The sequence below is a fragment of the Microvirga yunnanensis genome (assembly GCF_025460875.1).
In genome coordinates this window covers 77,321-90,544 of the sequence record NZ_JAMXFI010000021.1, presented here as the reverse complement: position 1 = coordinate 90,544, position 13,224 = coordinate 77,321, and the positions used below count along the sequence as shown (strand labels likewise).

11 protein-coding genes are annotated in these 13,224 nt (G+C 69.4%); 7 read left to right on the top strand and 4 right to left on the bottom strand.

The window, feature by feature from the left end; translation table 11 throughout:
- The first annotated feature begins 520 nt into the window (after positions 1-520).
- From NF876_RS13110 to NF876_RS13080, 7 genes are all read left to right on the top strand, one after another.
- The gene (locus NF876_RS13110) at positions 521-2,188 is read left to right on the top strand and encodes a TIGR04028 family ABC transporter substrate-binding protein (protein ID WP_373696653.1); all 1,668 of its coding nucleotides are present in this window, start codon (positions 521-523) and stop codon (positions 2,186-2,188) included.
- Between the two features lie 84 nt (positions 2,189-2,272).
- Positions 2,273-3,217: an ABC transporter permease gene (locus NF876_RS13105; protein ID WP_262269235.1), complete on the top strand. Its 945-nt coding sequence runs from the start codon at positions 2,273-2,275 to the stop codon at positions 3,215-3,217.
- On the top strand, positions 3,214-4,125 hold the full coding sequence (locus NF876_RS13100; RefSeq protein WP_262269234.1) for an ABC transporter permease: 912 nt from the start codon (positions 3,214-3,216) through the stop codon (positions 4,123-4,125). The genes NF876_RS13105 and NF876_RS13100 overlap by 4 nt, the downstream gene beginning before the upstream one ends.
- Positions 4,122-5,792, top strand: coding sequence for a dipeptide ABC transporter ATP-binding protein (locus NF876_RS13095; protein WP_262269233.1), 1,671 nt, complete (start codon positions 4,122-4,124; stop codon positions 5,790-5,792). Before NF876_RS13100 ends, NF876_RS13095 begins: the two co-directional genes overlap by 4 nt.
- Before the next feature lie 18 nt (positions 5,793-5,810).
- Positions 5,811-6,860: a putative FMN-dependent luciferase-like monooxygenase gene (locus NF876_RS13090; protein ID WP_262269232.1), complete on the top strand. Its 1,050-nt coding sequence runs from the start codon at positions 5,811-5,813 to the stop codon at positions 6,858-6,860.
- A 57-nt stretch (positions 6,861-6,917) separates the two neighbouring features.
- Positions 6,918-7,583, top strand: coding sequence for a CMD domain protein (locus tag NF876_RS13085; RefSeq protein ID WP_262269231.1), 666 nt, complete (start codon positions 6,918-6,920; stop codon positions 7,581-7,583).
- Positions 7,584-7,596: 13 nt separating this feature from the next.
- Complete coding sequence (locus tag NF876_RS13080) at positions 7,597-8,256, top strand: alkylhydroperoxidase domain protein (protein WP_262269230.1); 660 nt, start codon at positions 7,597-7,599, stop codon at positions 8,254-8,256.
- 94 nt (positions 8,257-8,350) lie between these two features.
- Here NF876_RS13080 and NF876_RS13075 read toward each other — a convergent pair whose 3' ends face one another.
- The 4 genes from NF876_RS13075 to NF876_RS13060 all read right to left on the bottom strand — a co-directional run bounded on the left by NF876_RS13075 (position 8,351) and on the right by NF876_RS13060 (position 13,210).
- Positions 8,351-9,172: a lytic murein transglycosylase gene (locus NF876_RS13075; protein WP_262269229.1), complete on the bottom strand. Its 822-nt coding sequence runs from the start codon at positions 9,170-9,172 to the stop codon at positions 8,351-8,353.
- 151 nt (positions 9,173-9,323) lie between these two features.
- Complete coding sequence (locus NF876_RS13070) at positions 9,324-10,190, bottom strand: hypothetical protein (protein WP_262269228.1); 867 nt, start codon at positions 10,188-10,190, stop codon at positions 9,324-9,326.
- A 239-nt stretch (positions 10,191-10,429) separates the two neighbouring features.
- The gene (locus NF876_RS13065; RefSeq protein WP_262269227.1) at positions 10,430-11,596 is read right to left on the bottom strand and encodes an alpha/beta fold hydrolase; all 1,167 of its coding nucleotides are present in this window, start codon (positions 11,594-11,596) and stop codon (positions 10,430-10,432) included.
- Between the two features lie 315 nt (positions 11,597-11,911).
- Complete coding sequence (locus NF876_RS13060; RefSeq protein ID WP_262269226.1) at positions 11,912-13,210, bottom strand: ABC transporter substrate-binding protein; 1,299 nt, start codon at positions 13,208-13,210, stop codon at positions 11,912-11,914.
- Between the last annotated feature and the right edge of the window lie 14 nt (positions 13,211-13,224).

Genomic DNA, 13,224 nt, shown 5'->3' with positions numbered 1-13,224 from the left:
ACCGCCGCCTGAAGCCGGTCGATCTCCGCCCCGCAGGGACCGGCCTGAGCGGCCGTGGCGGCAAGAGCCACCAGTGTCAGGACGGAGAGCGGGCCCGTGATCCCGGCGCTTCCGATCCACTTCGATGTGACCATGGGACAAGCTCCTCGCAGCCGCGGAGAACGGTGTCGGCGTCGGGGAGCCTTGAAGGCCGGCCCGTCCGCTCGGGATTCCGCGCGGATATTCTGATCGTCCGGAGGGAAACCGGCAACAGGCGATCGGGCAGCGCCGCGCCCAGTGACTCGTTCTGTAAAACGAACATGATCCTGGGAATCCGCGGGGCACAGAGCCGTCGGTCGCCCGCACAAAGCCCAGGTCTTAGGCAAAAAAGAACATTTCTTCCCTCCAGAGCTGCGAAGGAGAAGATTTTACTCGTCCGGTCCGTTCTAAAAAAAGAACATTCCCGTTGATTTTCCGGACGTTCCGCCGCGATAATTCGGGCATCGATCGGCTCGACAACCAGCCGGGAAGGGGATTGACCGTGACACTGACATCGCGCTTCGGAAGCAAAGCGGGCCTCGCGGCCCTGGTGGGAGCCACGTTCCTGACCGGCGTCTCGCTCCTGAGCGCCGGCGCCCACGCGGCGGGCACGGACGGCGCGCCCGCCAAGGGCGGCACGCTGGTCTATCTCGAGCAGCAGGCCCACACCAACCTGTACCCGCCGGCGGGCGGCTTCTATCCCAATGGCGGGATCCTCAACCAGATCACCGACAAGCTCACCTACCAGAACCCCAAGACCCTGGAGATTGAGCCCTGGATCGCCGAATCCTGGACGGTGAACGCGGACGCGACGGAATACACCTTCAAGATCCGCCCGGGCGTGACCTTCTCCGACGGCACGCCCCTCGACGCGGCCGCCGTGGCCAAGAACTACGACACGTTCGGACGCGGCAACAAGGACCTCAAGCTGCCGGTCTCGGAAGTCATCAACAACTACGACCGCAGCGAGGTCGTCGACCCGCTGACCGTGAAATTCTTCTTCAAGAAGCCGTCGCCCGGCTTCCTGCAGGGCACCTCCGTGATCGGCTCCGGCCTCGTGTCCCTGCAGACGCTGGCGCTGCCCTACGAGGCGCTCGGCGACGCCACCAAGATCATCGGGTCGGGTCCGTTCGTGGTCGCGAGCGAAACCCTCGGCCGCGAGCTTACCCTGAAGGCGCGCCCGGACTACAAGTGGGGCCCGGCGAAACTGGAGCACCAGGGCCGCGCCTATCTCGACGAGATCAAGTACATCGTCACGCCCGAGGACAGCGTGCGCATCGGCGCCCTCCTGGCCGGGCAGGCCGACGTGATCCGCCAGATCCAGGCCTATGACGAGAAGCAGGTCGAGGACGAGGGCTACCTGATCTACGCGCCCTCGACCCGCGGCGTGAACAACTCCGTGGTGTTCCGTCCCGACAACCCGCTCGTCGCCGACGTCCGGGTCCGCCGCGGGCTCCTGCACGCCACCAACACGGACGAGATCGTCTCGACCCTGTTCTCGGCCCATTACCCGAAGGCCACGTCGATCATCGCCAAGACGGCGTCGGGCTATGTCGATCTCTCGCCGAAGCTCTCCTACGACCTCGACAAGGCGAAGGCCCTGCTCGACGAGGCCGGCTGGAAGATCGGGGCGAACGGACGGCGCCAGAAGGACGGCCAGGTTCTCGAACTCTCCGCCTACGAGTCCCTGCCGCAGCCGCAGAACAAGGAGACGCTCCAGCTCGTCGCGCAGCAATGGGAGAAGATCGGCGTGAAGCTGAACGTGCTGACCGCCGACTCTGGCAGCGCGGTCGTGAACAACCTCGATCCCGCCAAGGCGCCCGTCTCGCCCGCCATGGTCGGCCGCGCCGATCCCGACGTGATCAAGAGCCAGTACTACCCGACCAACCGCAACGTGCTGCTGCAGAAGGGCGGCAACAGCGACAAGGTGCAGACCTTCGTGGACGAGAAGCTGAACCAGCTCCTCGACCGGCTCGCCTCGGAGCCGGATCGCGCCAAGCGCCTGGCGGTGGCGGGCGAGGTGCAGGCCTACGTGGTCGACCAGGCCTACGCCATTCCGATCTTCGAGGAGCCGCAGGCCTTCGCGGCCGCCCCCTACGTGAAGGGCGTGTCCTTCGAGGCGGTCGGCCGTCCGAGCTTCTACAACACCTGGCTGGCGCCGCGCCGCTGACGAACCCCGGGATCCGGCCGGGCCGCGCGACAGGGCGCGACCGGCCGGACCCCGCTCCCATCCCCCACCCAGACGGGATCTCCCATGTCGCGATACGTGATCGGAAGGATCGGCCAGGCGGCCCTCGTGCTGTGGGCCGCGTTCACCGTCTCCTTCATCCTGCTGCAGGCTCTGCCCGGCGACGCCATCCTGATCAAGTTCCTCAATCCCGAACTCGGGCTCGGCCCGGAGCAGATCGCCGACATCCGCGCCGCCTACGCGGCCGACAGCCCGCTGCCCGTGCAGTATCTCCACACGGTGGCGAACTTCCTCACGGGGAATTTCGGCTACTCGATCCACGCGGGCGTTCCGGTCGGCGACCTGATCCTCGCCAACCTGCCGCAGACCCTGTGGCTGGCCTCGCTCGGCTTCCTCCTGTCGGTGGTCGTGGCGGTGGCCCTCGCGGCGCTCTCGGCCCTGGCGCCGTTCTCCTGGCTGCGGGCCTTCATCCAGTCGATCCCGGCGCTGTTCATCTCCACGCCGGTGTTCTGGCTCGGGATCCTGCTCATCCAGATCTTCTCGTTCCAGCTCAGGCTCATCCCGGTCATCAATCCCGGGCCCTGGCAGGCGCTGGTCCTGCCGGTCCTGACGCTGGCCGTCCCGATCTCGGCGCCGCTCGCCCAGATCCTCATGCGCAACATCGACCACGTGCTGACGGAGCCCTTCGTGGCGGTCGCCCGCGCCAAGGGCGCGTCCCATCGCTGGGTCCTGTGGAAGCACGTGGCGAAGAACGCCGTCCTGCCGACGCTCACCATCGGGGGCATCCTGTTCGGCGAGCTTCTGGCCGGCGCGGTCGTCACCGAGGCGGTGTTCGGCCTCAACGGCCTCGGCGGACTCACGCAGCGCTCCGTCAACGATCAGGACGTCGCGGTGCTCCAGGCCATCGTGGTGTTCTCGGCGGGGGCCTTCGTGCTCATCAATCTCACGGTAGACCTGCTCTACCCCGTCTTCGATCCGCGCCTCAGGGTGAAACAGGGAGCCGTCGCATGACCGGCCTGAACACGATCGGACGCAGTCTCCTGCGCGACCACCAGGATGTCCTCGACGGCGCGTCGCCGGAAGCCGCGCGCGTGTCATCGGGCGCCGGTTGGCTGAAGACCGTCAAGAGCATCCGGCCCGGCCTCGTCCTGGCCTGGTTCGTGATGGCGGTCGTCGTCCTGTGGGCGCTGTTCCCGCAATGGTTCACGAGCTACAACCCGACGGTCGGGGTGGCCCGCCAGCAGCTTCGCGCGCCGAGCGCCGAGCACTGGCTCGGCACCGATGCCCTGGGTCGCGATCTTCTCGCGCGCATCATCCACGGGGCCGGCAACTCGCTCTCGGGAGCCCTCGTGGCCGTGGGGGTCGGCCTTCTGGTCGGCACGACGCTGGGCATCGTCGCAGGATCGGCGCGCGGCCGGATCGACGGCGCCATCATGCGCGGCGTCGACGTGCTCCTGTCGATCCCGCAGCTTCTCCTGTCGCTCAGCATCGTCATCCTGCTCGGGTTCGGCATCGTCAACGCGGCCATCGCGGTCGGCATCACGTCCATCGCCAGCTTCGCGCGGCTCGCGCGCTCCGAGGTGGTGCGGGTGCGCGCGAGCGACTACGTCGAGGCCGCATTCGGAAGCGGCGGCACCTTCGGCCGCGTGCTGCTGCGCCACATCCTGCCGAACTCGCTCACCTCGGTGATCGCCTTCGCGGCCCTGCAGCTCGGCTGGGCCATCCTGACCATCTCGACCCTGGGCTTCCTCGGCTACGGGGCGCCGCCGCCCACGCCCGAATGGGGCCTGCTGATCGCCGAGGGGCGCAACTACCTGGCGCGCGCCTGGTGGCTGACCACCGTGCCGGGCATCGTGGTGATCCTCGTGGTCCTGTCGGCGAACCGCATCAGCCAGTCCTTCGGAAAGGCCCGCCCATGACGAGCGCCATCTCCCTCAGGCCCACGGCGACGGATGTGGCGGACGTGCCGGTTCTCGAGGTCGACGGTCTCGCGGTCGCCTATCGCGGCCCGGAGGGCCTCCAGCGCGTCGTCCACGAGGTGTCGCTGCGCGTGCGTCCCGGCGAGGTCGTGGCCCTGGTCGGTGAATCGGGCTCGGGCAAGACCACCACGGCGCAGGCGGTGATCGGCCTCCTGGCCGAGAACGGGCGCCTGGAAGGCGGCGCGATCCGGCTCAACGGAACCGACGTCGCGGGCTGGTCGCAGAAGCGGCTCGACAGCATCCGCGGCCAGAAGATCAGCCTGATCCCGCAGGATCCGACGAGCTCCCTCAATCCAGTCAAGACCATCGGGGCCCAGGTGGCCGAGGTGCTCCAGATCCACCGGCAGGGCAGCCGGGCCGAGATCGGCGCCCGGGTGATCGAGCTTCTGGCGCGGGTCGGCCTGTCCCAGCCCGAGCTGCGCGCGAAGCAGTACCCGCACGAACTCTCGGGCGGCATGCGCCAGCGCGTGCTGATCGCCATCGCGATCGCGCTGCGCCCGGCGCTGATCATCGCCGACGAGCCCACCAGCGCCCTCGACGTGACGGTGCAGAAGCGCATCCTCGACCTGATCGACGAGCTGCGCCGGGAAGACGGCACGGCGGTTCTCCTGGTGACGCACGACCTGGGCGTGGCGGCCGACCGGGCGAACCACATCGTGGTGCTCAATGGCGGACGCATCCAGGAGCAGGGCCCGACCGCCGAGGTGCTCGCGGCGCCGCGCAGCGAGTATACGCGCCAGCTCCTGGCCGACGCCCCGTCGCTCGGCAAGACGCGATCGGCGGCCCGGTCGAAGCCCGTGCACATCGGCCCGCGCCGGGATGCCATCGTGGTGGAGAACCTCGTGCAGGACTTCGCCGTCGGCGGCCGGGAGGTGTTCCGCGCGTTGGCCGGCGTGTCCTTCACGGTCCGGCGGGGCACGACCCACGCCATCGTGGGTGAATCCGGCTCCGGCAAGACCACGACCGCGCGCAGCATCGTGGGCTTCCAGAAGCCGACCGCGGGCCGCATCCTGGTCGACGGGATCGACGTGACGTCCCTGCGGGGGGAGAACCTGCGGCGGTTCCGCAAGACGATCCAGCTCGTCTACCAGAACCCGTTCGCGTCCCTCGATCCGCGGCAGACGATCTTCCAGATCGTCGAGGAGCCGCTCCTGAACTTCGATCCGCTGCCGCGCCACGACAGGGCCCGCAAGGTCGAGGCCATCCTCGATCGCGTCGGCCTGCCGCCGTCGGTCCTGACGCGACGGCCCCATGCGCTCTCGGGCGGACAGCGGCAGCGCGTCGCCATCGCGCGCGCCCTGGTGCTCGACCCGCAGGTGCTGGTGCTCGACGAGGCCGTGTCGGCCCTCGACGTGACCGTGCAGGCGCAGATCCTGACGCTCCTCGACGAGCTGCAGCAGGCCCTCGGGCTGACCTACCTGTTCATCTCCCACGATCTCGCGGTGGTGCGCCAGATCTCCGACACCGTCTCGGTGCTGCACAACGGCCGCCTGGTCGACGGCGGCGCGGTCGAGGAGGTGTTCCAGCGCCCGGGCAGCCCCTACACGCGCGAGCTCATCGCGGCGATTCCCGGCGGGCGCAATCTCGATCCTCGTTCCTTCCCTTAAGCGATCCGGAGCAAAGCCATGACAGCATCTTCGACCACCAGGCGGCTCGGGTTCTTCACCCGGCTTCTCGACGACGCGGGCCCGGGCGAGCGCTACCGGCTCGCGGCCGAGCAGATCATCCATGCGGAGCGCCACGGGTTCGATTCCGCCTGGGTGGCGCAGCACCATTTCCACGCCGCGGAGGGCGGGCTGCCGGCCCCGCTCGTGTTCCTGTCCCACGTGGCGGCGCGCACCTCGACCATCCGCCTCGGCACCGGCATCATCACCCTGCCGCTCGAGAACCCGATCCGGGTCGCCGAGGACGCGGTGGTGCTCGACCTTCTGTCGGGCGGCCGGCTCGAGATCGGCGTCGGCACCGGCGGCACGCCGTCGTCTTTCACGGCCTTCGGGCTCGAGAGCGCGAACCGGTCGGAAATCTACGACCGGCACCTCGCCGTGCTGCGCAGCGCCTGGACGGGAGGGAGCCTGGAGGGCGGGGACACGCTCTATCCGGTCGCGCCCGACCTCGACGACCGGGTCTGGCAGGCGACCTTCTCGGTCGGCGGCGGCATCCGGGCCGGCAAGGCCGGCGACGGGCTCATGCTGTCGCGCACGCAGCCCCGGCCGAAGGACGCGCCGCACGCCACGCTGCCCGACCTCCAGCATCCGATCATCGACGCCTATCTGGCGGCTTTGCCCGAGGGCCGGGCTCCGCGCATCGTCGCGTCGCGCTCGCTCTTCGTCGCCGACAGCCGGGACAAGGCCCTGCGCCTCGCCGAGACGGGCCTGCGCCGCGTGGTGGCGGATTTCGCCGCCAAGGGCCACGTGATCCCGGGCGACAGCCTCGCGGACATCATCGCGGCCCTCGACACCCATGTGGGCACGCCCGAGGACGTGCTCGAATCCCTGAGCCGCGACACCACCCTGCCGCGGGTCACCGACCTGGTGTTCCAGGTCCATTCGGTCGATCCCCCGCACGAGGACATCCTGCGCTCGATCGAGCTGATCGCCAGCGACGTGGCGCCGGCGCTCCGCTGGCAGGCTCCGGCCGCGGGCCGGCCCGAGAAGCGCGTCGCCCTGGTGCGATGAACCTCGCGCTGAACGTCGCCCCGAACCCATCACCCACCACCGGACCGTGAGACACCCATGAGCACCACCCCGACGGACGTCATCGATCACCTGGCCGGGATCCGGCCGGGATCCAGCCTCGACCGCCTGCGCGATCAGCGGCCGCAGGCGCGCGAGAACGCGCAGAAGAGCTATCTCGCCCTGTTCGAGCCCGAGGTTCCCGGCACCGTCACGCCGCTCGAGCGCTATGCGCTCGCCACCTTCGTGGCCGGGCTCCACCGCCAGCCCCATGTGGGCGATTTCTACGCCGCCGCGCTGGAGCGGCACGGGCATCCGCGGCTGACCGAGGTGGTCGTGTCCGAGATCGCCCGCGGGGCCACCGAGGGTCCCTACGGGCGCTATCCGGCGGGCCCGCATTCCGTCGAGGACAAGGACGGGCCCTCCTACCGGGTCTCGGCGGACAGCCGGGAGAGCCTGGGCGCGCGCCTCGCGGCCGGCCTGGAGCACGCGCATCTCCTCGTCTTCCACCCGCGCGACGCGAGTCCCGCCGCCCTCCAGGCGCTTCTCGATGCCGGCTGGTCGACCACCGACATCGTGACCCTGTCGCAACTCGTCGCCTTCCTGTCGTTCCAGATCCGCGTCGTGGCGGGCCTGCGGGCGCTCGCGGGCGCGTCGGTGGTCGAGAGCACGGATACGGAATACACGCAGATCTTCACGGGCGTCCTGGCGTCCGGCGCCGTTTGAGAGGGGAAAGTCCATGACCGAGACAACGCTGTCGCATCCCGACAACCGGGAGCCCGTGGCCTTCACCCAGGACGAGCTCGGCTGGCTGCCCTGGCTCGAGCCGTTCCCGGCCGACCAGCTCACCGAGCGGCACTGGGCCGGGCTCGTGGACGCCTCGCGGGCCAAGTCGCCGTACTTCCTGCTGCTCGCCCGCGATCCGGACGTGCTGCAGGCGCGCACGAAGACCGACAAGGACATCTTCTACAACACGGCGAACGGCCTGCCACGGGCCGAGCGCGAGCTCGCCGCCACCGCGACCTCCCGGTCCAACGGCTGCATCTTCTGCGCGTCCGTGCATTCGCGCTTCGCCACCCAGTACTCGAAGCGCGGCGCCGACATCCAGCGCCTGCTCGACGAGGGCGTGGAGGCGGATATCGACCCGCGCTGGAACGCCATCGTGGAGGCGTCCGTGGCGCTCACCGACACGCCGATCGCATTCGGCGGGCGGCAGATCGAGGCCCTGCGCGCGGCTGGCCTCGACGACGGCGAGATCATCGACGTGATCAACGGCGCGTCCTTCTTCAACTGGGCCAACCGGCTCATGCTGTCGCTCGGCGAACCGACCCCGCCGGCGGCGAAGCAGGAGGGCGGGGATAAGACACCCGCCACGTCATCGCCGGCCTCGCGCCGGTGATCCCGACGCAGCGAGGCGCGGCGCTCTTCGGATCGGGATGGCCGGGACAAGCCCGGCCATGGGGTGGGAGGGGGCCGGTCGTCGATCCGACGCGTCAGCGCTCCGCCGACCGGCGGCTTCCGCCGTCGATCTGCTGGCCGATCAGCGCGATGGCCTGCTGGTACACGGAGGCGGCGTTCCAGGCCTGGATGGCCCGGAAGTTGGGCTCGCCCGGCTGGTAGCCGGCGCCGGCGCGCCAGCCGTGGGCCTTGAGGAAGTTGGCCGTCGCCTCCAGGGCGTCGGCGGTGTTGTCGAGATTGCCGCCATTGGCGTAGGCCAGGATGTTCTTGGGCATGAACTGGGTCTGGCCGATCTCCCCGTGCATGGAGCCGCGCGCGTTGGCCGAGAGCATGCCGCGGTCGATCAGGGTGAGGGCCGCGTAGAGCTGGTCGGTGAAGAACTCCGAGCGGCGGCAATCGTAGGCCAGGGTCGCCACCGCCGAGAGGGTGTGCTGGTTGCCGCGCTGGCTGCCGAAGGCCGTCTCCATGCCCCAGATGGCGATGAGCGGTCCCGGCGGAACCCCGTAGCGCTGCTCGAGCGACGCGAACAGGGCGGCGTTCGACTGCTTGAGCGAGCGCCCGCGCGACACGATCACGTTGGCGCCGCGTTTGGCCATGAACTGGTCGAGAGAGAGCCGGAAGCTCTTCTGGCCCCGGTCGGCCCGGATCGTGGCGGTCGCGTAGTCGGTCGCCATCAGGGCCTGGATCGCCGTGGGTCCGATGCCTTTCGCCCGCGCCTCCGGGGCGAAGTCCTGCTTCCACTGCTCGAAGCCGGCGGCGGAATTGCCGCATTGCGCGGCCTCGGCCGTGTGGGCCGTTCCGGCGAGCGCCACCAGGGCCGTGACGGCCGCGATCCCAAAGTGCCAGCCCCTTGTCATTCCGATCTCCTCACTGGTCGTCTGTCGTCATGGGTACGTCATGGATAACGGTGCCGGAGCAACCCGGCCAAGTTGAGGCATAACGGCCAAGCTGGACCATCGGATCCACAGGCTTTCGCATTTTCTGGCCCGCCGGCCCTCACTCCAGCCCTCACTCCACCTGGACGGCCCCGAGGCCGAAGCCGGTCTTGTCGCTCGTGATCCACACCGCGCCGTCGCCGAGCATCATGCCCTTGTCGCGCACGAACACGGTCTCGAACGTGGATTTGGCCACCGCGTCCCGTACGGCCTGGTTCAGGAGCGTCTCCCGGGCGGCGATGAGCTGCTCCCGGGTGCGCAGGGTGCGCCGCACCTTGCCGGTCACCGTCACGGGGTAATGGGCCGTGCGGGCCAGCAGTTCCGCGTCGTTGGACCGGAACGCCGCCTTCACGCGCCGGAATCCGATATAGGCCGCGTAGGGGTCGAAGTTCTGCGCCCGGAAGATCGCCTCGATCTCGGGCGTCAGCTTCGGCCGCGAGAAGCCCGAATCCGGCGTGCGCACCGGCAGGTCGAGGGAGCGCCGCAATTCCCGCGCCAGCAGGTTGAGCGCCCGGTTTCGGTCGTAGAGCGTCTGGAGCTCCGGCGAGCGGCCGGGCCCGTCGCCGGTGGCGAGCGACCCGGCGATCTCCTGTCGGGCCGCCTTCGGGTCGGGTGCGCCGCCGCGCCGGTCGCGGGACCGGGCCGCGTCGTCGAGCTTCGCGTCGAGCTGGTTCCCGGCGATCCAGACCCGCTCCTCGACCTCGGCGAGCACCTCCTCGTGCGAGGGCCGGAAGCCCGGCCCCTTGGCGAGATCGGCCGGCAGGGCCTTCATGGCGTCCTGGGGCTTGGGCCCCTTCTCGTCGGACGGATACCGGGGATCGATCTTGTAGGTGCGGCCATAGACCCGGACGAAGAAGGGATCCGCCTGCGCCGGAAGGGCGACCGACAGGGCCAGCCAGCACCCGAGCCACCCGAGGCGTCTGACGGAAAACCCGGTCATGGCCGTTTCGCTCCCTGAGGATGCCGCCGGCCTGGCGCGGCCCGGCGTCGAGAGCGAAACGCTAGAGCGACATATGGCCAAACTTGCGGCGGGCCATCCTGCCCGCCCCGTCATCACCGGGACTCACCACCCTGGACGTCATGGCCGGGCTTGTCCCGGCCATCCCGATCCGAAGGGCGCCGCGCCTCACGGCACCGGGATCACCGGCACGAGGCCGGTGATGACGTGGGAGGGTGCGATCACCCCCGTCGGCGCGTGGTCCGGGTCGGCGCCTTCAGGCGGTAGCGCTGGATGTCGGTGCGCTCCCGGTTGGCGATGGTGTCCTGCCGCGCGCCGGAGAGGACCGCCACGATGTCGTCGCGCACGGCCGGGAAGAGCCGGTAATACTGGTGGCTCTGGAAATCGTGGCCCGGATCGATGGCGTCGCTCACGTCCACGGCCGTGATCTTGTCGCTGATCATCGCCATGTTGTCGGGCCCGTCGACGCCCAGGCGCGGCCCGTTGAACTTGGTCACGGAGCTGAGGGTCGAGAGGATCCAGTCCTTGGGGGTGTGATAGACCGTGACGCGGCTGCCGAGCCGGGGCAGGTAGCGCAGCTCCTTGGGATCGTCGAAGGCGTCCTCGTCCTCGTCGGCCGCCGCCAGGACGATCTGGTCGAAGGTCCGGCGCAGGCGGTTGGGATCGGGCGCCTCGGTGGGCAGCGCCACCAGGGCCGGGAGCGGGCGCTCCTCCACATCCGTCGCGGGCGCATCGACCGTGCGCACGTATTCGCGCGGCTCGCCCTGGGGCACCAGCATCAGGGCCTGCACGGCATAGCGGAACGCGTAGTTGCCCATGCTGTGGCAGATGAGGTGCAGCGGCTGGCGGCACAGGTCCCGGCGCGGCAGGGAATCGATGAAGTCGTAGAGGATGCGCATGGTGCGCGCGATGGCGACCCCCGAGGCCCGGGCGGTGCCGCGGTCGTGGAAGTAGTCGGTATAGGGCAGGGGCGTGGGCAGGGGCGTCCCGATGGACGGCCACGAGAACGAGAACACGTTGGCGTCGATGCCGTAGAAGGTCAGGATCGAGGCGGCGCGCTCGATGGCCTCCTGGAAGGTGTTCGAGAAGCCGTGGATCACCACGAGGGTCGGCCGCCCGCCCTCCTGCATGTCCTGACGGAGCTTCTCGAAGATGTCGCGGCTGCCGCGCCGGATCACCGGCCCGATGAGCTGTTCCGGCGCCACGTAGAGCGACCCGGGCACGAAGCGCGATCCCGTCGTCGTGACGCTCGCCTGCGCGCTGCCGAACCGCACCGCCGTGCCGTCGATGGGCCCGAGCTCCGAGCCGAATCCGACGATGGTGTCGGGGCCGCCCTCGGTGAGCGGCATGCGGTTGGTCGCGAAATACACCGTCACGGTCTGGGCCATCGAACGTGCCTCCACCCGACGGTACTGTGCCACGATCGCGCCTGGGTGTCAGCCGAGGGCGGCCCCTGGCGCCCATCGGGATGGCCGGGACGGGCCCGGCCATCCCGATGGGTTGGAGCGCCGCGCCTCAGACGATCGGGATCACCGGGACAAGCCCGGTGATGACGTGGTGCGTATGTGGTCCGGTGATGACACCCTCCTCACGTCATGGCCGGCCGTGTGCCGGCCATCCCGATGGGAAGTGCGCCGCGCCTCACCGTATCGGGATCACCGGCACAAGGCCGGTGATGACGTGCAGGGGGCGGATCCGACCTCTCAGTTCACCTTCCGCAGCACGGCGTTGCCGTCCTCGACGATGCGCTGGGCCGCGTCCGCGATGGAGATCTGGCCGAAGGCGACCTGGTCGGCGACCTTGCGCATGACGTTGTTGTCGAACTCGACGGCGCCGATCGGAACCGGCGGCGGGTAGTCGCTCACCTTGTCGGCCAGGAGGTTGACGTAGTCGACGGTGGCGCGCTCGACCTCGTTCAGGCTCGGCAGGATCGCCTCGCGCACCTTCGGCGACATGGGCACGCCGCGCTCGACGCCGAGAATCTTGCCGGCCTCCACATCGTTGACGAAGAAGCTGATGAAGGCCGCGGCCTTGTCGGCCTGCTTGGTCGTCGAGCCGATGCTCCAGATCAGCGCGGGCCGGTAGTAGTGGCCGGATTTCGCGCCTCCGCCCGCCTGCGGCACCATGGTGATCCCGAGCTTGTTCTTGGTGAGGAGCTGGTAGCCGATGAGCTGGTTCGAATAGGTGAGGCCCATGGCCGATTTGCCAAGCGCCAGCGAATTGCGCTCGATCTGGTTCTGGTCGAGGGTCTGCACGTCGGCCGGCACGCAGCCGTTGCGCTTGCGCAGGTCCTCCCAGTAGGCGAACCACTCCTTGGCGTCGTCGACCGTGCAACCGAGCTTGGCGTCTTCCGTGTAGAGGCGCTTGCCGCGCTGGCGCAGCCATACGTCGAACACGTAGTGATAGCGGGCCCCGTAGGGCGCGCCCCAATAGTCGGGCCGGCCCACCGCCTTGGTGAGATCGACCGCCATGTCGGCGAATTCCTTCCAGGTGGTCTCGTGGGTCGGCGGCTTGATGCCGGCCTTCTCGAACACCGTCTGGTCGTAGAAGAGCGAGAACGAGTTGAGGCCGAGCGCCACGCCGTAGATCTTGCCGTTGGCCCGGCACAGGTCGACCATCTTGTCGCCGAAGCTGGAGATGTCGAGCTGCTTGCCCACGAACTCGTCCATGGGCTTGGCGGCGCCGCGCCCGGCATAATCGGCGAGGCTGCTCGGCTCGAGCTGGAACACGTCGGCGATGTTGCGGCCCGCCATCTGGGTGCCGATCTTGGCCCAGTAATCGGCGCCCACGGGCTCGCCGGCGATCTCGATGCCGGTGCGCTCCTGGAACAGCTTGCCCACCTCGGTGGTGCGCCGCGCCCGGTCCGGCGATCCCCACCAGGTGCAGCGCAGCCGGCCGCCTTCGCCCTGCGCCCAGCTCAGGCCCGGAGCGCCCACGGTCGCGGCGCCGCCGAGCGCGAGGGCGGATTTCAGCAACGTACGACGATTCAAGTCAGTCTTCATCATGTCCTCCCGTT

Coding starts and splice junctions, on each gene's coding strand:
- NF876_RS13105 (WP_262269235.1), top strand. CDS start 2,273: ATGTCGCGATACGTGATCGGAAGGATCGGCCAGGCGGCCCTCGTGCTG.
- NF876_RS13085 (WP_262269231.1), top strand. CDS start 6,918: ATGAGCACCACCCCGACGGACGTCATCGATCACCTGGCCGGGATCCGG.
- NF876_RS13095 (WP_262269233.1), top strand. CDS start 4,122: ATGACGAGCGCCATCTCCCTCAGGCCCACGGCGACGGATGTGGCGGAC.
- NF876_RS13065 (WP_262269227.1), bottom strand. CDS start 11,596: ATGGCCCAGACCGTGACGGTGTATTTCGCGACCAACCGCATGCCGCTC.
- NF876_RS13100 (WP_262269234.1), top strand. CDS start 3,214: ATGACCGGCCTGAACACGATCGGACGCAGTCTCCTGCGCGACCACCAG.
- NF876_RS13080 (WP_262269230.1), top strand. CDS start 7,597: ATGACCGAGACAACGCTGTCGCATCCCGACAACCGGGAGCCCGTGGCC.
- NF876_RS13090 (WP_262269232.1), top strand. CDS start 5,811: ATGACAGCATCTTCGACCACCAGGCGGCTCGGGTTCTTCACCCGGCTT.
- NF876_RS13075 (WP_262269229.1), bottom strand. CDS start 9,172: ATGACAAGGGGCTGGCACTTTGGGATCGCGGCCGTCACGGCCCTGGTG.
- NF876_RS13070 (WP_262269228.1), bottom strand. CDS start 10,190: ATGACCGGGTTTTCCGTCAGACGCCTCGGGTGGCTCGGGTGCTGGCTG.
- NF876_RS13060 (WP_262269226.1), bottom strand. CDS start 13,210: ATGAAGACTGACTTGAATCGTCGTACGTTGCTGAAATCCGCCCTCGCG.